15 protein-coding genes are annotated in these 19,589 nt (G+C 58.1%); 10 read left to right on the top strand and 5 right to left on the bottom strand.

The features are described from left to right. Positions 1-615: 615 nt before the first annotated feature. Positions 616-1,215 (bottom strand): hypothetical protein, encoded by a 600-nt coding sequence (locus tag Pan181_RS01720; protein WP_145245196.1) that lies wholly within the window; start codon positions 1,213-1,215, stop codon positions 616-618. Positions 1,216-1,750: 535 nt separating this feature from the next. Here Pan181_RS01720 and Pan181_RS01715 point away from each other — a divergent pair. Next, positions 1,751-3,313, top strand: a complete 1,563-nt coding sequence (locus Pan181_RS01715; RefSeq protein WP_197529246.1) for an arylsulfatase — start codon at positions 1,751-1,753, stop codon at positions 3,311-3,313. 688 nt (positions 3,314-4,001) lie between these two features. Here Pan181_RS01715 and Pan181_RS01710 read toward each other — a convergent pair. After that, on the bottom strand, positions 4,002-5,216 hold the full coding sequence (locus Pan181_RS01710) for a M20/M25/M40 family metallo-hydrolase (RefSeq protein ID WP_145245194.1): 1,215 nt from the start codon (positions 5,214-5,216) through the stop codon (positions 4,002-4,004). Between the two features lie 147 nt (positions 5,217-5,363). On the opposite strand from Pan181_RS01710, the gene Pan181_RS01705 reads away from it, so the two are divergent. From Pan181_RS01705 to Pan181_RS01685, 5 genes are all read left to right on the top strand, one after another. Further along, positions 5,364-5,966, top strand: a complete 603-nt coding sequence (locus Pan181_RS01705; protein WP_145245193.1) for an anthranilate synthase component II — start codon at positions 5,364-5,366, stop codon at positions 5,964-5,966. Positions 5,967-5,977: 11 nt separating this feature from the next. Continuing rightward, positions 5,978-6,619 carry an MOSC domain-containing protein gene (locus Pan181_RS01700; RefSeq protein WP_145245192.1) on the top strand — a complete coding sequence of 214 codons (642 nt, stop codon included), beginning with the start codon at positions 5,978-5,980 and terminating at the stop codon, positions 6,617-6,619. A 21-nt stretch (positions 6,620-6,640) separates the two neighbouring features. Next, positions 6,641-7,855, top strand: a complete 1,215-nt coding sequence (locus Pan181_RS01695; RefSeq protein WP_145245191.1) for a molybdopterin molybdotransferase MoeA — start codon at positions 6,641-6,643, stop codon at positions 7,853-7,855. Between the two features lie 378 nt (positions 7,856-8,233). Beyond that, complete coding sequence (locus tag Pan181_RS01690; RefSeq protein WP_145245190.1) at positions 8,234-10,480, top strand: dockerin type I domain-containing protein; 2,247 nt, start codon at positions 8,234-8,236, stop codon at positions 10,478-10,480. A gap of 309 nt (positions 10,481-10,789) precedes the next feature. Then, entirely contained in the window at positions 10,790-12,991 is a 2,202-nt protein-coding gene (locus tag Pan181_RS01685; RefSeq protein ID WP_145245189.1) for a tetratricopeptide repeat protein, read from the top strand. A gap of 257 nt (positions 12,992-13,248) precedes the next feature. On the opposite strand, the gene Pan181_RS01680 is transcribed toward Pan181_RS01685, so the two are convergent. Continuing rightward, a complete protein-coding gene (locus tag Pan181_RS01680) occupies positions 13,249-14,055 on the bottom strand; it encodes an AAA family ATPase (protein ID WP_145245188.1) in 807 nt (268 codons plus the stop codon). 32 nt (positions 14,056-14,087) lie between these two features. On the opposite strand from Pan181_RS01680, the gene Pan181_RS01675 reads away from it, so the two are divergent. Then, complete coding sequence (locus Pan181_RS01675) at positions 14,088-14,909, top strand: RsmE family RNA methyltransferase (RefSeq protein WP_145245187.1); 822 nt, start codon at positions 14,088-14,090, stop codon at positions 14,907-14,909. Here the strand turns inward: Pan181_RS01675 and Pan181_RS01670 are convergent. Both Pan181_RS01670 and Pan181_RS01665 read right to left on the bottom strand, forming a co-directional pair. Further along, the gene (locus tag Pan181_RS01670) at positions 14,906-16,258 is read right to left on the bottom strand and encodes a sensor histidine kinase (RefSeq protein ID WP_145245186.1); all 1,353 of its coding nucleotides are present in this window, start codon (positions 16,256-16,258) and stop codon (positions 14,906-14,908) included. The genes Pan181_RS01675 and Pan181_RS01670 overlap by 4 nt on opposite strands. 11 nt (positions 16,259-16,269) lie before the next feature. Then, positions 16,270-16,647 carry a response regulator gene (locus Pan181_RS01665; RefSeq protein ID WP_145245185.1) on the bottom strand — a complete coding sequence of 126 codons (378 nt, stop codon included), beginning with the start codon at positions 16,645-16,647 and terminating at the stop codon, positions 16,270-16,272. A gap of 411 nt (positions 16,648-17,058) precedes the next feature. On the opposite strand from Pan181_RS01665, the gene Pan181_RS01660 reads away from it, so the two are divergent. The 3 genes from Pan181_RS01660 to Pan181_RS01650 all read left to right on the top strand — a co-directional run bounded on the left by Pan181_RS01660 (position 17,059) and on the right by Pan181_RS01650 (position 19,589). Then, positions 17,059-17,499: a response regulator gene (locus Pan181_RS01660; protein ID WP_145245184.1), complete on the top strand. Its 441-nt coding sequence runs from the start codon at positions 17,059-17,061 to the stop codon at positions 17,497-17,499. 195 nt (positions 17,500-17,694) lie between these two features. Next, positions 17,695-18,264: a heme NO-binding domain-containing protein gene (locus Pan181_RS01655; RefSeq protein WP_197528812.1), complete on the top strand. Its 570-nt coding sequence runs from the start codon at positions 17,695-17,697 to the stop codon at positions 18,262-18,264. After that, complete coding sequence (locus Pan181_RS01650) at positions 18,252-19,589, top strand: two-component system sensor histidine kinase NtrB (RefSeq protein ID WP_145245182.1); 1,338 nt, start codon at positions 18,252-18,254, stop codon at positions 19,587-19,589. Before Pan181_RS01655 ends, Pan181_RS01650 begins: the two co-directional genes overlap by 13 nt.

Below are 19,589 nucleotides of genomic sequence, written 5' to 3'. Positions count from 1 at the left end.
CATTTAAAGTTTACCAGCAAAGAAGGGGCCTCTAACTTCTCAAACCTAGTCTCACGTTCTATTGACAACATACTCAGCAGTTACGCAGATCCAGTTCTTACAATCACTCCAACTAAAGTTCGCGACAATCGGCTAGACAATGTGAATGGTTCTTGGTCACTCTTCAATGGCCATCTGCGCAATCACAATATCGCTCAAGAGCTGGCGGATCAGCCTACAGCATTTGCCATACGCTTTAAAAGCAATGAAGTAGTGATCCCCGACTCGACATTGATCTTAGCATGCGCTCGATTCACATTCTTCTATTTACTTTGGTATCACCACATTTGCGCGAGTCCTGCAAATTCACCGAAGTTTTCACCCTCCCCACAGTGGCACACGGGAATGATGACTTTTGCCACACCCGCGGCCCTCGATTCTACAAAGATCGACTCTAGCGTCTGTGAGATATGTACCCGGAGCGGTACAGCTATTATTGAATGGACAAAGCAACTTCGAAGCTATTTAGACACCCGCTTAACGCCATTGAGAGAACTAGACAACGTTGTTGAGTGAACGGCAACTCCCCCCGCTCCTGCTGATTCCCCACTCTCACCAAAGCGACTTCCAACTCCCTCAATCCTGCAGTACTTCAACCGCGGGCTTTTCGCCTTTCTCTCTGCGGATGTCGAAGTGCTGGTCGATGGCGATCGGAATCTGCTCGCCATCTTTCTTCGCGAAGTACCCTTTGATTTCAATCCGCAGCGGCTGGTCGCGGGTGATGAGCTTAGGGATCTCGCCAGAGATGTGCCACACGGTGCCATGGACGATCTTGCCCCCGCTCACGCTGTTCACCGCCTCGTACTCGCGGGCTTTGATCCGTAGCGGCAGCTTGAGCGTCTTCACGGCTGGCTCGACCACCGCGTCATCGTAGGTGACCTTCACGCTGGTGAATACGGCCGCTTCGATGGTCTCGCTATTGTCGGTGTAGTCGACCTTCACCGAGCAAGGCAAGCTGCTGGTGAGGGTGCCGCCCGACAAGCTGCTGAGTTTCAAGTTGGTGTCGATCCAAACGCTGGGCTGCGGTTCGGTCGCCGGCTTCGCGGGCTTCGTAGGCACGAACGCAAACGTATCGACCTGGTAAGTTCCCCCCGGCACTCCCAGCGTGCACGATTGCACTCCAGCCAGCAACGGCAATAGCGCAGGCAACAGCAGACCGAACTTGGCGACCTTCATCCGACACTCCTTATGGCAAGTAAATGGGCGAGGCGATGGAGGATCTGCCCGCGAACATACATTCATCTCGCGGCGGCGACCTGGGTCATTCTAGGCCGGTTCACAGGTTTTTGCAGCTGCTATGGATTGCGTGCATGAGATTTTCCATGACGGCTGGGCGCTCCCCTGCCCTCCCTCGGCCCAAGTAGCACAAGAGTGCCACGCGTCATCATCGGAATAAGTAAACCAAAGAAGGCGGGTAGGGTTTGTCGATGAACTCGCTCGTTTTTCCTATCCTGCAAGCATCCCCCCACGACTGCCCCGCCGGTTCCAGGGGTAATTGGTAGTTTCCGATTTTTGGAATGAGGACAACTGCGGATTATTGCATTCTCGGCTCAGCAATCTATAGTTCAGTCGGTTTAATTGCGTTTCGCTTGCGATTGCCGACGCTTATTTGGGGGGGCAGCTAGCCTTCCCGTTGTCTACTCACTACACGTGGACCACGGAGAAACTTGCCATGATTAAAACTGCTCTGCGCGTATGCGCGGGCATCGCCATGTTTTTTGCTGCGATCAGCATTGCGATGGCCGACGACAAACCGAACATCCTTGTCATCTGGGGCGATGACATTGGTACCTGGAACATCAGCCACAACAATCGTGGCATGATGGGCTACAAGACCCCTCATATCGATCGCATCGCCCGCGAGGGTATCAGCTTCACCGACTACTACGCCCAGCAGTCGTGCACGGCCGGTCGGGCGGCGTTCGTCGGCGGCTGCGTTCCGGTTCGTACCGGCATGACTAAGGTCGGTCTGCCCGGTGCCCCCGAAGGTTGGCAGGAATCCGACATCACCATCGCTGCGGTGCTGAAGGCTCAAGGCTACGCGACTGCGCAGTTCGGCAAGAACCACTTTGGCGACCGCGACGAGCACCTGCCTACCAACCATGGCTTCGACGAGTTCTTTGGTCCTCTGTACCACTTGAACGCTTCGGAAGAGCCCGAAAACCGCGACTTCCCCAGAGACTATGTGCTGCCGAACGGCAAGACCTTCATGGAGCAGTACGGCCCCCGCGGCGTGCTGAAGTGCAAGGTTAACGAAGATGGAACACAAACCATCGTCGACACTGGCCAGCTCACCAAGAAGCGGATGGAAACCATCGACGACGAAACCGTCGCCGCGGCTAAGGAGTACATCAAGAAACAAGCGAAGACCGACCAGCCCTTCTTCTGCTGGTGGAACGGCACCCGGATGCACTTCCGCACCCATGTGAAGGAAGAGCACCAAGGGCTCTCCGCCCCGCACGGCGATGAGTACCACGACGGCATGATCGAGCACGACATGCACGTCGGCGAGTTGCTCGACTTGCTCGACGAACTCGGCATCGCCGAAAACACCATCGTCATGTACTCCACCGACAATGGTCCTCACTACAACACCTGGCCCGATGCTGGCTACACTCCTTTCCGCAAGGAAAAGAACAGCAACTGGGAAGGTGCGTACCGCGTGCCCGCCTTTGTTCGCTGGCCCGCCAAGTACCCAGCCGGCGTCACGGTCAACGGCCTCGTGGCTCACGAAGACTGGATGGTGACCTTTGCGGCCGCTGCTGGAAAGGATGATCTGAAAGAGGACATGCTCGACGGTTACGAAGCCATTGGCCGCACCTACAAGCAACACCTCGACGGCTACGACATGAACGAGTACCTGTCGAAGGCCGACACCTACGAAACGTACCACGACAGCATCACAGCGTCGCCGCGTAAAGAGTTCTTCTACGTGAACGACGACGGTCAGATGGTGGCCATCCGCCTCGGCGACTGGAAGGCCGTGTTCCTCGAGAACCGAGCCGACGCGTTCCAGATTTGGCGCGAACCGTTCACCGAACTGCGGGTGCCGTTGCTCTTCAACCTGCGTCGCGACCCGTTCGAAAAGGCCCAGATTGACGCGAACGTCTACCACGACTGGTTCCTCGAACGTCCGTTCGTGATCGTGCCGATGCAACAGTTGGCAGGTCAGTTCTACGAGACGTTGAAAGAGTACCCGCCGAGCCAAACGCCGGGCTCCTTTAACCTCGACAAGGTGCAAGAGCAAATCGAAAACGCCGCCACCGGCAAGTAACACTTAAGGCGAGGGGCCATGCAAATGGCCCCTCGCTTTTTTTCTATACCCGGGCGCACCGCCGTTGCGGTAAGTCTCTTGGCCCAGCATTTCTAGCGTCCTGTAGGAGGCCTCTCCGAGGCCGATCCCCCATCGGTAGCACGACACTCCGTGTCGTTACCCCAACGAGTCGACTCTCTTAGCCGAGAAGTGTTCCACCAGGCAAACACTTGCCAACTACCAACGACTCGGAGAGTCGAGCTACGATTCGCAAAGCGAACGTTCATTCCCCCCACAAAGGTAGGCGGTCGAACTTCGAACACCCGGATATTCTTCCCATTTTCTTGTAGCAATTGGCCACCACATATGCACTAATGAACAGTGCATCACCGCGTGTTTGGTGCGGCCGATCTTTGACAACCGAAACCACATGACAGCAACCCAGTGTCGTTTGCCGTTTTGCCCCCACTTTTCGGTGGGGTGGGGCGAAATGCCAATCCATGCCAATCCGGCAAGTTGAAAAAACGCCGATAAACCAAGGCAAAATGCGCAGCACTCGCCGCGAAGGCGGAGAGAATAAAGCCCCCACGAATCGATTTCCGGGGATTGGGGGCAAAACGCCCGACCGCAGCCCCCTCCCATAAGGCCCCCACCCTAGCCCTCCCCCCGAGGGGGAGGGGAAGTTTTGGTAAGGGGATCCTTGCCCCAGTTACTCGGCCGCGACCAACCGCAGTGCTTGGCGGCAGGCGGTTTCGTATTCGGCGATCACCAACTGTTCGTCGACCGTGTGGATGTTCTTCTGACCGCAGCCCATGGTCACCGCTGGCAATCCTCGTGCGGCGAGCCAGTTGGCGTCGAGCCCGCCGTTGCTGATTTCGATGACCGGCGTCCCCCCTTCGGCTTCCACCGCCGAGGCGGCCGCCACCACCGACGCATCGTCTTCCGGCAAGCGGAACGAGTCGTAATCGAGCTGCCCGTTGAAGTCGATTCGGCCCCGTTTGCCTTTGTCGTTCGTCACCTTCTTCAAAGCACGATCGAACGCCTTTTTGATTTCCTTCACGATCAGCTCGCGGAACTTGGGATCGTGGCTCCGAGCTTCGGCGCGAAGCTTCACGTAGTTGGTCACCACGTTGGTAGCGGCTCCCCCTTCGAACACGCCGACGTTGCTGGTGCCGGTTCCATCGTACTTGTCGATGAGCCCGTGCCAGCCGTTTTCCACGAGGTCGGCAATGGCAATCGACGCAATCGCAATCGCACTAACGCCCTGCTCCGGAGCGCCGCCGGCATGGCTGGCGATGCCGTGTACTTCGATCGTCATGCGATACCCGCCGGTCGCGCCGATCGTAAGCTTGGCCGGCGAGCCGCCATCGAAGTTGAAACAAAGCTCGGGCTTGCCGAGCTTGCTGACCATCACGTTGCGTGCGCCGTACAGGCCGACTTCTTCCTGCACGGTCCACAACAGCGTGGTGGGATAGTAGTCGACGTCGCCGGCCAGCAAGGTCTCGGCGGTGTTTAGCAACACGGCCGCGCCCGCACGGTCGTCCGCACCGAGCCCGGTCGTGGGATCGGACGAACTAACAAACTTACCCTTTTTCACCGGCTTGCTACCCACGCAAACCGGCACCGTATCGACATGAGCCGAAAGCATGCGACGAGGCCCCCGAACCGTCCCTGGCAGCTTGAGCACCAGGTTGCCCACCTGTCCAGCGAGAGGAGTCTTCTTATGAGCGTTGTCGTGCACCAGATCTTTTTCGTCGGCGCCGGCCGCGACGAGCCGACCGCGAATGTAGTCCATGATGGCCTGTTCCTGTCCGCTCATGCCGGGGATGGCCATCATCTCCATCACCAGATCGAGCGGGCCAGTCGACGAGGCCTTGCTGCGGGACTTAGCGGCGGGTTTCTTCTTGGCTGCACGTTTTGCCATGGTGGGGGTAGCCTCGGTAACGAAAGAGCGGGGAACGACGCCTGCATTACACCACTGGCGGTTATTTGATGCTAGTAGCCCCGGCATTTGAGACGTAGAATGGAAGGCTCTCTCCCGCTCCCCCCTCTCCGAACTTGTTGCTGATTTATGATTCTGGTTATCGATAACTACGACTCCTTTACCTACAACCTGGTGCAACGACTCGGGGAGATCGATTCGTCGCTCGATGTGAAAGTGGTGCGCAACGACGAAGTCACTCCGGAAGAAGTCGAACAGATGAAGCCCGATCGGCTGATCGTTTCGCCAGGGCCATGCACGCCGAACGAAGCGGGCGTGTCGATGCAGGCCATCAAGCACATGGCCGGCAAGGTGCCAGTGCTCGGCGTTTGCCTGGGTCACCAGTCGATGGGCCAGGTCTACGGCGGCAAGATCGTCCGCGCCCGCAACTTGATGCATGGCAAGGTCGATCAGATCCATCACAACGGCAAAGGGTTGTTCGAAGGAATCGAGAGCCCGTTCCAAGCAACGCGTTACCACAGCCTGGTGATCGATCCGGCGACGCTGCCCGACGAGTTCGAGATGACCGCCTGGGCGAACGAGCCGCATGGTGGTCGCGAGATCATGGCGATTCAGCACAAGGAGCTTCCGCTGTACGGCGTGCAGTTCCACCCAGAGAGCTTCCTGACCCATCGCGGCTTCGACCTGTTGCGGCAGTTTTTGGCGACAGCTTGCGAGCCGACAACCACCTAACTCATGGTGCCATGCAACTACTTTCGGTAAACGTGGGTCGCCCGCGACTGGTGCAATACAACGGGCAGACCATCTCGACCGCCATCTACAAGGAGCCGGTAACCGGCGAAGTGGAGGTCGACGAAATGGGCCTGGTGCCCGACGACCAGGCCGACAAGCGCGTGCATGGCGGAGCCGACAAAGCGGTTTACGCCTACACCGAACCGAGCTACGCGTGGTGGCGCACCCAGCTGAGCGACCACCCGCTCCCCCCCGGCACGTTTGGCGAGAACCTGACCATCGACGGACTGACCGACGCCCAGGTGCAGATCGGCGACCAGTTCCGCATCGGCACCGTGCTGCTCGAAGTCACGCAGCCTCGCCAGCCTTGCTCGAAGCTCGGCGTCAAAATGAAGTCGCCAGCGTTCATCAAACAATTCCACCAGGCCGAGCTACCGGGGTTCTACCTGCGGGTGCTCGAGCCAGGGCGACTGGCCGTGGGGCAAGCGGTGGAGCGAGTTATGCAAGCAGAGCACTCGATGAACATCCCCGACATCTACCGTCTGCTACACGCGAAGTCGGTCGATCGCAACGAGCTACAACGAGCGGCCGAGTTGCCAGCGTTGTCGGCCGCCTGGCGGTCGGACTTCGAGAAGCTACTAAGTTCAACCTGACCCAAGCCTTGAGGTATTCAGGTGATTTCGTTCGAACAAGCCTTGGAACATGTTGCCGAGCAGGTAGCGACTCTCGCTACCCAGCGGGTGCGGCTGCGCGACAGCATGGGCCTAGTGCTCGGCGACGACGTAACCAGCGACGTCGACTCGCCACCGTATAACAAGTCGCTGATGGATGGCTACGCGGTAGCGGCCGGCGACACCTCGGCCGAGCGCAAGATCGTCGAGCGAATCATGGCGGGCGACGTGCCTCGCTACGCGATTCGCCCGGGTATCGTCACGCAAGTGATGACCGGTGCCCCCGTGCCCGATGGCACCGCGGCCGTGGTGCCGGTGGAGCGAACGTCGGAGCTGCCCGACGACCAGCTGCACCTCGACTGGGTCGATCCGGCGGTCGGCACCAACGTGCAGCCGCAAGGCTCGCTGAGCCGAAAGGGCCAAACCGTGGTCACCGCCGGCACGCGGGTCGCCCCGCACGTGATGGGAGCGCTGGCCGAAGCCGGTGCGGCCGTGGTGCAGGTGGTCCCCCGCCCGACAGTCGCGATCCTCGTCACTGGCAACGAACTGGTAAGCGTCGACGAACGCCCCGACCCCGGGCAGATACGCGACGCGAACGGGCCGATGCTCCGCACGGCGGTGAGCGAATGCGACGCGACTCCCTACTTGCTGCCAAGGAGCATGGACGATCTCGACGAGCTGACACGGCTCGTAGCCGCCGGACTCGAAGCCGACGTGCTACTGGTATCCGGCGGTATGTCGGTCGGGGTGAAGGACCTGATGCCGCAGGCGTTCGCCGAAGCCGGCGTCGAGCGGGTATTCCACCGCGTGTCGATCAAACCGGGCCGGCCGCTCTGGTTTGGCATCGCCCCGCGGCAATCCGAACGCCCGCGACTCGTGTTCGGCCTGCCTGGCAACCCGGTAAGCGGTCTGGCATGCTTTCACCTGTTCGTGCGACCCACGCTGGAGGTGCTCGCGGGCCGCTCCTCGCGGTTCGAGCTACCCTGGCAGCGCGGTCGGCTCACGCAGCCGCTGAGCAGCGGCCCCGGCCGCGAGGGTTTCCGCCCGGCGGTGCTAGCCTGTTCCGGCGAGGTGACCCCCTGCAATTGGCAAGGATCGGCCGATTTGGCCGGCATGGTTGCGGCCAACTGCCTGCTGCGAGTCCCCGGGGCAGGAGCCGCTTTTTCGGCCGGCGACTGGGTCGATCTGCTGCCGCTGGGAGGTTCTAGAGGCCAATGAGTCGATTCTCCGGTTTTTCCGCCATGTTTGCCCGAATCCAAAGGGTCTACTCGACACAAAAAGGTTGACAAACGAGGTACCCGTTAGCGATCATGGAGGCAAGTCCCCGTGCAGCGTCGCGGAGCGTCTAGATGCTCCTTGTATGGCCCAAAACGGCCAACCCGGCGTCGGGGGACTACGGAACACACCTTGCAATACCGTGCGATGGACCGCGGCGCGCAACCCTACTTTTCGAAATCCGTCGGGCCAGGACGGATCACCGAAGATAGCCCACCTTACGTACACGCACCTACGCCTGACGGTTAGATTTGGGGCGACACAAGAGAAAAAGGCACTGGAATGAATCATCGCTCGCTTTCACGTTCCCTTCCCCTGGGAATGGCTCTAGTTGCAGGTGCTTGCCTGCTGCTGGCTCCCCAATCCAAGGCGCAAACCGGCTTTCTGATTGAAGGCGACTACACGCCGGTCGACGATCGATCGACGGAGCAAGACTTCGTCTACGACAACACCGACCCTCGCGGCCTGGGCTACTACTACGGCAACGAAGGCATCATGCCTTACACCGAATTCTACGGCGGTGGCTTCAGCGAAGACCCTGAGGACTTCGCTCAGTACACCTTCGAAGAAGGCGACGACGACAAGGTCAATATCTCAGTCGGTATCGAGAGCGTCGGTTACTTCGAGATCTATCAAGGCACCCAGTTCCGCTACGGTCACCTGGTGATCGGTGGTACTGCCGACGACGTAAACCCCACCGGCAACAGCTTTTCGGGTGGTCAGGGCATCGGCTTCGTGACCATCGAAGGGGTCAACGCGGTCTACAACAACGATCCCAGCACCATTCCCTCGATCTACGAGAACATCAACGACCCGACTCCTCGCGCCGAGGACGATGGCTACGACGTGTACGTCGGCCTCACAGGTCATGGTTCGCTCGAAGTACTCGACGGCGGGCGTCTGGAAATCGGCGACTCGCTGTTCGTCGGTTTGGCCGAAGGCTCCACCGGCGTCGTGCTGGTAAGCGGATTTGGTTCGGTGATTACCCAGAGCGGCATCAAAGAACTCGAGGAAGATCAGGAACAGCCCGATTCGCAGCCGATGCTCATCGGTGCCTTGGGTAGCGGCTCGATGCGAATCGAAGAAGGTGGCATCGTGAACGCTAAAGCTGGTATCGGTATCGGTTCGCTCGGCGTGGTCGTCGAAGACGGGGTAGATGGCGATGCCGACAACCCGCTAGGCGTCGACTACTACGGCGGCAACGGCACCGTCGAAATCGATGGTTCCGGTTCGCGCATTAACTCCAACGGCGGCGTGACCGTGAGCACCTACTACCACGACGCAGCCGAGTATGAAAACGGCGCCGACCTCGGTGGTACGCTTGCGATTACCAATTCGGGGCTGTTGAACATCACCCAGTCCGACGGTAGTAGCTCGGCCGGTTTGTTCATCGGTCGCTACGGCAGCCTGCAATTCGACGGCGGTCGGGCGGTGATTACCGATGGCTTCTACAACGACGGTATCTCCTACGGTACCGGTCGCGTGACCAGCGGCACCTTCAACAATCGTCGCTTCGGCGAACTTACGATCAGCGAAGGAGAAACCTTGCGGTTCACTTCCACTGCCGATGAAGCCGCGTCCGACGACTCCGGTTCGTTCTTCATGGCGAACAGCGGATTGATCGAAGTAGTCGACGGCGAATTGATCTTCGAACGCAGCTTCGTGAACGAAGCCGACATGTTCATCAACCGCATCGAACTGGCGACCGGCATCCTGCCCGACAAACGGGGCTACATCACCGGCCAGGACGCGAAGATTCGCTTCCGCTCGGGCCTGATGAACCAGGCTTCGCTGTCGCTGACCGCTGGCGACAACATTGTTGCTGGCAACGTGATCAACGACGCGACCGGCGACATCCTGCTGTCGGGTAGCTCGAACACCGTGTTCGAAGGCGACCTGACCAACTTCGGCGACATTGAACTGGGGCCTGATGGCAGTGCGGTTTCGATGTCGGTGCTCGGCACCTTCACCGGCGCTCCTGCTTCGACCTTGAGCCTGGCCCTCGGCGGCGGCTCGACCGGTTACCTGCTGAGCACCATGGCCGTGACCGGCGACATCGTGCTTGGCGGCGGGCTGTTTGTCGACCTGTCGGCCAACGGTCCTTCGCCGCTCGACCCGATGGTCGGCGACCAGTACGAGCTGATCTCGGGCACCGGACTCTTGAGCGGTGCGTTCGAAGCCTTGAACCTGCCGACACTCGCTGCCGGTCTGGCCTGGAGCATCGATACTTCGAACTCCGACTTCACCCTGGTGGTGGTCGAAGACAACTCGATCGGTGGCGACTTCAATGGCGACGGCATCGTCGACGAACTGGACTACGCCATCTGGGAGACCAACTTCGGTATTCAATCTGGCGCGACCGGCGTGCTCGGCGATGCCGATGGCGATGGCGACGTCGACGGCTACGACTACTTGGTATGGCTCAATCAAGTGGGCATGCCTGGCATGGCTCCCGGTAGCCTGAACTCCAACTTCGGCGAGTTCGTCAGTCAGGTTCCCGAGCCCCAGTCGGTGCTGCTGCTCCTCGGCAGTGCCTTCGCCGGCCTGGCCCTCTACCGCCGCCGCTAAAGCGCGTCGCGGATAGCAACAACCAAGCAAACGCTCGCCATGGTTCCCCGCAACCATGGCGAGCGTTTCGCGTTCGTGATACCCTCGACGCTGACAGCAGTGCCAGCACAGCGACACCGATTTTGCCGGTTATGGCGATTTCTGTCGACTTTGATTTCTCTTCTGGATGCGCGGTGGACGATACTGCGCACGAGTGCAGATAACTCGGACAATTAGTGGAGTATCCAGTCCGATGTCTTAGCACCTGCCTTGAGATGCTAATCCTAGAGAGTTTCTAGGTTGCATAAGTTGTTCAGGAGGAACACTCCCATGCGTCGCCTAGTCCATTACTTCCAACACGAATCGAGCTTGTCGGACGTTACTCGTCTGGCCCTAGGAGCTGGTCTGGTCGGGCTTATGCTTCCGACAAGCTACAGTTCCGCCATCGACGACCTAGCTCCTGCAGTGGTCGAAACCATTGTGGTTGAGAACTCGGTAGTCGTGGCGAAACGCAAGCTAGACGACGTCGCCCCTTTGGAACTAGAAGAAGGGGACGATAGCCTGCAGCCGATCATGGTGTCGGACAAGGAACCGCAGCTAGCGGATCCCGAAGAGCACCTGATGCCAAAGGCGAAGGACGAAGCGGTAAAGGTGGCTGCCAACGCGGCGGAAGTACCCGCCAGCGACCAGCCCGAAGAGCCTGCCGAGTTGGCCGCACCCGAAGGTCCGCAGCCCGCGCAGCCGGCCGTGTTCCATGGCATTCAGCCCGGCGTATCGACCAAGAAGCAACTGATCGAATCGTGGGGCAGCCCCGACGAAGTCGCTCCGACCGACGCGGGGCAGCTGATGTTGTTCCAACTCGAGAGCTTCCGCGGCGTTGAAGTGTTGGTGGAAGATGGGCTCGTCACATTGATGAAAATCAACCTCCGCCGGGCGTTGTCGCCAGCCGAGCTGGCCGAGAAAATTGCCGCCGATACGGACGAAGCTGTTCCGCTGGAAGATCCCGAAGCCAATCGCGTGGTCGCGTATGCGTATCCCGAGCGTGGTATCGTGATGGTGGTCGACGAGTCGGATGGCATCACTCCGCTGACGACGGAGAAGATCTCGCAGATGATTCTGCAACCACTCGACCCCGATACCTTCTGCCTGCGTGCCGCAGAACGTTCATTCGGCGAGCTGACGAATCGCATTGCCGACCTGAAGCAAGCCTTGAAGCTGGCTCCTCGCGAAGCCAGCATCCACTGGCAACTCTCGCAAGCATTGAGCGACGCAGGACTGGCCACCGAAGCCGAAGCCTCGGCAAAGCGGGCGCTCGACATCGAGCCTGAGAATCTTGCTTATCGCCAACAGTGGGCCAAAACCCTGTCGGCTGTCGGCAAGTTTGATAACGCTGTGATCACGACTCGCGAAGTACTCGACTCGGAAGGGGCCAATCCGCTGATTCGCGCCCAAGCCCTCTACCAAATGGGATTGTTGGCCGCGTTGGGGGATTCGAGCATTGCTGAGAAAGCGATTCACTTCCACAACATGGCCATCACCGAAGCCGACAAGCTGGCGACTAGCAGCGACCCCACGGAGCGTATGGCTGCTAAGCGGTTGCTGGTCGACGCCCACCTGGCGATCGCCGTGGAACTGTCGAAGCAAGACTACGAAGACAACATGGAAAACGTAGGCGACTGGGTCGCCCGCGCTTCGGAGATTGCCGAGGGGTTGATCAGCAACGAGGGTGGTGATCTTGGTCTGCGGATCACGGTCGCCGAGCGTTCGCTGGCAGCTTTGGCGAACTTCAAGCCATCGAACGATCCCGAGCCGCTGATCAAAGAAATTGAGAAGACGCTGGAAACCATCAAGCTCGACTCCGACGATCCGCTGTGGATCGATCAACTCGAGTGGCGGGCAGGCGTGGCTTACCAACACGCGTTGGAAATTGAGCATCACCGCCGGCACCCGAAGCAGGCGTTGGAGTACTCGGAGAAAGCCATCGCCCTGATGGCCGACAAGGCCGAAGAGCGTCGCGACTGCCCTCAAACGGTTCAGCAGGTTGGCAAACTCTTCTTCCACATCGGAGCGGTCCATGCAGTGCACCAGACCCAGCATGGCGAAGCGGTGAAGTGGTACGAAAAGGCCATTCCGCTGATGACCACTCAGGCGTCGGAATCGGAACTACTGGTACCTCGCCACGAAGGTGAAGCACTGGTTAGCATGGCCGTCTCGTACTGGGACCAAGGCGAACGCAACCGGGCGATCCGGCTGACTGAGCAAGGTGCCGATCTGATTGAGCAAGCCGTGACCGCTGGCGTAATGAAGAAGAAGACGCTCGCGGTGCCTTACGGCAACTTGGCTGCCATGCATAAGAAGCAAGGCAACATGGTCGAAGCTCAACGCTACGCCAAGCTGGTCGAGTCGCTAAAGACCATCAACGAATCGCAGCCAGGCGTTGCGGAGGCCACCGAATCGCCAGCTCCGCAAGCTCGCACATCGCAGCCTCGCACGCAAGCGAATCGCAACACGCAACGCACACGTCGCTATTAGTTCGCCAGACGCGCTGTTACTAAAATAACTTGTGCCGGCAGGTTCGCTTTGCGAGCCTGTCGGCATTTTTACGTTTAGCGTGTCTCGAAAGTCGCGTACTGGTTCTTGGCCATACCACGACAAACCTGAGAGTCGATCGGTTACGTCGAACACAGATTGCGATGGCTACAGAACACCGTCGCCAAGGCAGCTGACTTGGAAAGATCGGCCCATCAGAAAGGCTGGGATTCCACCTTAAACGGAAGCAGGCCTGTCGCTTAAGAGGCGACCGCCGTAGGCCAAGAGACTTGCTCCTGGGCCGACTCGACCACGCTGGTATCGATGATCGACACCTCAGCGGCAGCTCCGACAACCAACGAGAAGTCGGCTAGGCGAGCCACATGTCGGGGAATGCCCTGTGCGAGGACATGAATGCGATACAGCGCGTCCTCGGTGAATACCGGCTCCAACCGCCCTGCTGACATCAGTGCATGCTGCAGATAGTCGAACGTGGTCTCTTCGTCCCACGCGTACAGCTCAATCCGCAAGTCCATGAGTTCGAGCAGCGTATCCGGCCAACGCGATGCTTCGCTCGGGGTGGCCGCCAGCACCAGGTTCCACGCAGCGCCGAGGTTCGAGGCCAACCGCACCAGGCGGACCATCTGCTGGCATAAATCAGGCCCGGCCTGCCCTGCGTCGTCGATGAGCACAAGACCCTGTTCGCCGCGCCAGGCGTGCTCGGTCGCCGAGTCGGCCAACTTCTGCCACAAACGGGAGACGCTATCGCCGAGCGCCGGTTGCGTTTCGAACGCACAGGCAACTTGCCACAAAAACTCGCGAGGGGTCAACCCGAACGCATCGATCGAGGCCACGTACTTGCCATCTCGCAGATGGTGTCGGCCAGCTTCTTCGAGCACCACGGTCTTGCCCAATCCACGCGGAGCAACCAGCGCTCCAAGATTGCGTTTTTCGCCCACCAAGTAGTCGATGCGAGCCATGGCTTCCTGCTGCGCAGGGGCGGGGTAGCTTCCCGCTTGCGGGCGGTAAGGAGACGTTTCGAGTTGCCAATGACGCAGATAAGACATGGTTCAGCTTTCCGAGCAACGTAACGCACGATATGGCTGTCGGTTCCACCGTTGGACAGGTAGCCAATATCGCTCCGTCGTCATCATCGGCCTGCCCGGCTAGCGAACTTCAACAGCAATGTGCTAGCATCACGGGTGAAATGGCCGATCGCTTCTTTTGCCCTGAACTTTGCGACACGCAAGAACCCTCGCTCACCGGAGCCGAGGCGCATCATCTGCTGCATGTGATGCGTGGCAAAGTAGGCGACGAGGTCCTGCTGTTCGATGGCCAAGGCCACCAAAGCACTGCGACCATCGCCAAGTGTGGTCGTAGCGAGGTGCTGCTCACGGTCGGTCCCGTGGAGCAGGTAAGTCGCGAGCCACGGATTGCAATCACGCTCGGCGTCGCGTTGCCAAAGGGGGATCGGCAAAAGTGGATGGTCGAGAAGCTTACCGAAATCGGTGTCGCGACCTTGGTACCACTGACAACCGAGCACAGTGTTGCTGACCTCCGTGGAAAGTCGCTCGAGAAGCTCGAGCGGGCGGTGGTCGAAGCTTGCAAGCAGTGCGGTCGCAATCAGTTGATGCAGATCACGCCGCCCCGCCCTTTCGGCGAGTTTATCGCTTCGGTCGACTCTGGCACCAAGTGCATCGCCCACCCCGTCGGGAGGTCGCTCTCGCAGTTTGGCCTGTCAGCCGCTACTGAGTTTGCCGCGGCGATTGGCCCCGAGGGAGGCTTCTCCGACAGCGAAGTCGCGCTGGCCAACGAGCATGGCTGGCAGAGCATGTGCCTCGGTGCTAGCATTCTCCGCATCGAAACCGCAGCTATCGCGGTCGCAGCGGTAGTCACTTCTAGCTGCTCGGTCGAGTCTTAGCAGTAACTGGCTTCGGGTGTGGTGAAGGGAAGCCGCACCTTGAAGGTGGTTCCCTCGCCCAACGTGCTTTCGACGCTGATCACACCCTTGTGCTTCTTGATGATTCCGTACGAGATCGACAGCCCAAGCCCGGAACCTTGGCCTTCTTCTTTGGTCGTGAAGAAGGGATCGAACAGCCGATCGAGATTATCAGCATCGATGCCCACCCCGTTGTCGGTAAACGAAAGCACCACGCAGTCTTCTTCTACATGGCTACCGACGACGATATGGCCATCTTCGCCGACTGCTTGAGCCGCGTTGGTGAGGATGTTGGCTAGCGCCTGACTCATTTCACCAGCGTTGCAGTTCAGTCGCGGTACTTCCTCAAACTCTTGCTCTACCTGGCAACCCTTCGGCAACAGGTGCGAGATCAGATTGCACACATTCTTGGCAATCATGTTGATGTCGGAGTCCGCAAACCCACTGCGATCCACGTCCGAGAACTCTTTGAGGCTACGGACGATATTCTTGATTCGCTCTACCCCTTCGCGGGCTTCGGTTACCACTTCCTTGGTTTCCGTGAGCACCCGCTCGAAGCCTTCGTCTTCAAGCTGTTGCTCGACGGCGGCGACACGGGCTTCGATTCTTTCGTAGCGTTGAATCAGTCCTTCGATGGTCGAGACATTCTCGTTCAATGTCTCCAGGTTCATATCGAGGAAGAACAACGGGTTGTTGATTTCGTGAGCCACGCCGGAGGCCAGCATACCCACGGTGGCCATTTTCTCGGCATGCACCAACTGAGCTTGTTGCTCAGCCAGATGGCGATTAGCTTCCTTCAATTCTTTATTGATGACCATGAGCGAGTCCATCGCTTCGTCGTACGACGCTGCGAGACTCAACCGCATTTGATCAAGACAGAAGAAGCATTCGATCTCGCCGGCCGAAGTTTGCAGCACTGCCTTACCGGTGCGGAACTGGGGATAGCGAATTTTCCCGAAGTACACCCGCGGAGCGGTAATGGTGAGCTTAGCGTAGCAGTCTTGCAGTTCGACTACCGCTTCGCCAACGATCAGATTAAGCGTTTCGGTCAGGGCGTCGCAGATGGTTTCTTGAGCAATGTCACGATCTTCACCATCCGATACTTGATCGATGCCTACCACTCGCGCGGCAACTTCTTCGTCCATCGCAAGTAGATATTCACCATACACTGAGCCGGTATAGAATAACGACACAATGAAGTTCTTTGACGTTTCTACCGATGGCACTTCAATCACCGGTGAGGGAACGGACTCCCCCAGCCCAAACATGTCGTTTAAGACACGTTCGGTGATGGACTGAAACGCCGAAGTGTAAGCTGCGATATTACTCATGGGCTCGGCTACTAGTGGGCGGCAGTTTCGAGGGTCGAACGCAAACGCTCCAGGTCTTCGGCATTGCCCCTACGAATGGGCTTCTGCAAAAACGCGATAGCGCCATACTCCAAGCACTTATTTACAGTCTCTTCATCGTGAACCGCAGAGAGCATAACGACGCGGGCGTCGTTGTCGATCTCGCGAAGCTTTACCAGGCATTCCACGCCATCCATGTTGGGCATCGTGACGTCAAGCAATACCACGTCGGGACGCAGCTCTTCGTATTTCTCAACGCCCTGGAAGCCATCGTGAGCAAGTGCCACGACTTCGAAATCCATATCCTTTAGCACGATCGCGACGGATCGAGCCATGAAGGCGCTGTCGTCGACTACTAAAACTCTATTCACCTGAATGCCTCCAAAGTGAGAACCCCTAGACTGTGCAAATATAGGTTGTTAGTTGTGTTGTGTGTCTCTTTTCCAAGAAGTGGACCGACTTCTCCAGTTGCCTCTCGTTGCAATCGAATTGCTAGTTCTGCCGTGGCTTGCGGGTGTGTGCTTCCACCTCGCTTCAGTGCATTGATTCGCAGGCAACCAGAACCTGCCTGGACCATCGCAATCGCGAGGTTCGTAAGAATCGTTACGCCAAGCGAATTCCCGATGCTGGCGCTGAATTTCCTGCAAAGCTGCCGAACGAGTTTGAGCTACGTTTGTAAAGGGGATACCGCTGTAGGCTGACTTGCCACCTGGACTCCGTGAGAGCCAACAGGTGTCAGTCGCCTTGGAACTTCTCCAACTTCTCACACGGGGCAAATAGTTATGGCGATTGACTGCGAACTCGATTTTGATCGAGCGGATCCGTTTCATTCGGCACCGCCCGTACGGGTGCTGGTGGTGGATGACGATTCGAAAGTGATTGATGGCATGAAACGCTGCCTGAAGCGTTACAACATCGAAGTAATCGAAGGGTATCACGGAGTCCATGGTATCTGGCGTACCATTACCGAGCGGCCCGATATCATCATTACCGACATCTGTATGCCCTTGGTGAATGGAGAAGAGGTGGTTCGTTGCCTGCGCAACAATCAAACCACCAGCAGTTCGCCGATCATCGTCTTGACGGGCCTTGAGGAATCGCACTGGAAAAAGAAGATGCTCGGCTTGGGGGTCGATGCGTACTTTACGAAACCGGTCGACTCCGAAGAGTTGGTGCAGGTCATTGCTTCTTTGGTGCCGCAGAGTCTCGCACGTAACGCCTAGCGCATAGCAGCCACCAACAACACGACGTCTCGACATTCGTCGCAGTTGCAGCATTCGACACATTCCATTTGATCGTTTTTTTGTGCACCCTACGCGTCTCCGACCGCATTGCCGGAACTTGCATTCTATAGTTGCCATGAGAATGTCTTTGCTTTGCCAAGGCAGGTTCATAAGTTCCTTCGCAAAGGGGTAGTTGTGAAAGGCGCCATCTTCAATCAATTTCTCGGTTGGGTTGATGACCAGTACGGTATGGTCACCACCGAGACACTTATTGATAGCGTTCCTCTGGAAAGTGGAGGCGCCTACACCAATGTAGGCATCTACGATCACCACGAACTGCTGGCTTTGGTCGACGAACTGAGTCGTCGCACCAAGACTTCCTCTGCCAAGCTTCTGTATGAGTTCGGTAGGTATGCCTTTGCCGAAATGCTGAAAATCAGCGCCAAGCAATTTGCCAAGGCCCGTTCGGTATTCGCGATGCTTTCCATGGTCGATCAACACCATCATGCCGAAGTCGCAAAACTCTATCCTGACGCAGAAGTACCGCGTTTCAAAACGTCCCGCCCCGCTGACGATACACTCGAGTTGACTTACCATTCCAGCCGTCCTTTTGCTGATTTTGCGGAAGGGTTAATAAAAGGCTGCATCGACCACTTTGGGGAGTCCATTGATTTGATCCGTGAGGATTCTGAATCTGGCGACGACACCTACGCTCGGTTCCGGCTTACGGTTCACCAAGAAGGGGCGGTGCCGTGCAACACATAGAAGTCATTGAACGACGCCTGACTCGCGAACAGAGCGCCCGCTCGCAGGCGGAATTGCTGCTGGAGGAAAAGTCGCGCGCGGTGTACGATGCCAACTCCGAACTGAAGGCGTTGACCGAATGCCTTCGAGAACAGGGAGAGCGTACCCACGCGATTGTGGCCAACGCCGCTGAAGGCATCATCACGATCAGCAACGCAGGCTACATCGATTCGGTAAATCCGGCCGCGGAACGCATGTTCGCTATGGCAGCCGACGAAATGGTAGGCAAACGAGCCGACTCGCTGTTTGCAAACCCGTGCCGGGAGACTTCGCCCGACGCAACAATCTGCACTCCTCAGTGGTTGATTTCGAGCAAACGAGAAGCGGACCGCGAGATACTCGGCCGGCGGAGTGATGGCACTGAGTTTCCGATGGAACTGATCATTAGCGAGGTCACCATCAACAACCGCCATGCCTACATGAGCTTGGTTCGCGACCTTACCCGACGCAAGCAGCTCGAAGCTCAACTGGCTCACGCCCAACGGATGGAATCGGTAGGTCAATTGGCCGCTGGCATCGCCCACGAAATCAACACTCCCATTCAGTACGTGGGAGACAATACTCGGTTCCTCAACAATGCATTTCACGATCTCGAAGACTACTTCGAGAGTGTCGATCAACTGATTCAGGCATGCGAAGACAACAATCTCTGCTCTTCGCTTGTGAAACGCACGAAGGCGCTCATGGAAGAGTCCGATCTGGAATACCTGCGGGAAGAAATCCCCCTGGCCATCCAACATTCTCTCGATGGTGCCGAACGCGTGGCGACGATCGTTCGCGCGATGAAAGAGTTCTCGCATCCAGGCATCCGCGAAAAGGCCGCCATCGATCTGAATCATGCGATTCAAAGCACGGTGACCGTTTCGCGCAACGAGTGGAAATACGTCTCGGAAGTCGAGATGCAATTCGCCAACGACCTGCCTTTGGTGCCTTGCTATGCGGGGGACTTGAACCAAGCGTTGTTGAACATGATCGTGAATGCCGCCCATGCGATTGAGTCGACTCGCGACGACGAAACGCAGCCGCTCGGCACGATTACCATCAGCACGAAACAAGTCGACAACTGGGCTGAAATCCGTATTTCGGACACTGGCTCTGGGATACCTCTCGACGCTCAGAGTAAGATCTTCGACCCCTTTTTCACCACTAAAGCGGTGGGCAAAGGAACTGGTCAAGGTCTTGCGATTACCTATTCGGTAATTGTCGAGAAGCATGGCGGTACCATCAGCTTTGAAACCGAACAAAACGCTGGCACGACTTTCATCGTCCGCTTGCCGATTGAGTGA

This window comes from Aeoliella mucimassa, assembly GCF_007748035.1.
Taxonomy (GTDB): Bacteria; Planctomycetota; Planctomycetia; order Pirellulales; family Lacipirellulaceae; genus Aeoliella; species Aeoliella mucimassa.
Note: the sequence above shows the minus strand (reverse complement) of the source record. Positions and strands in the feature narration are given on the sequence as shown.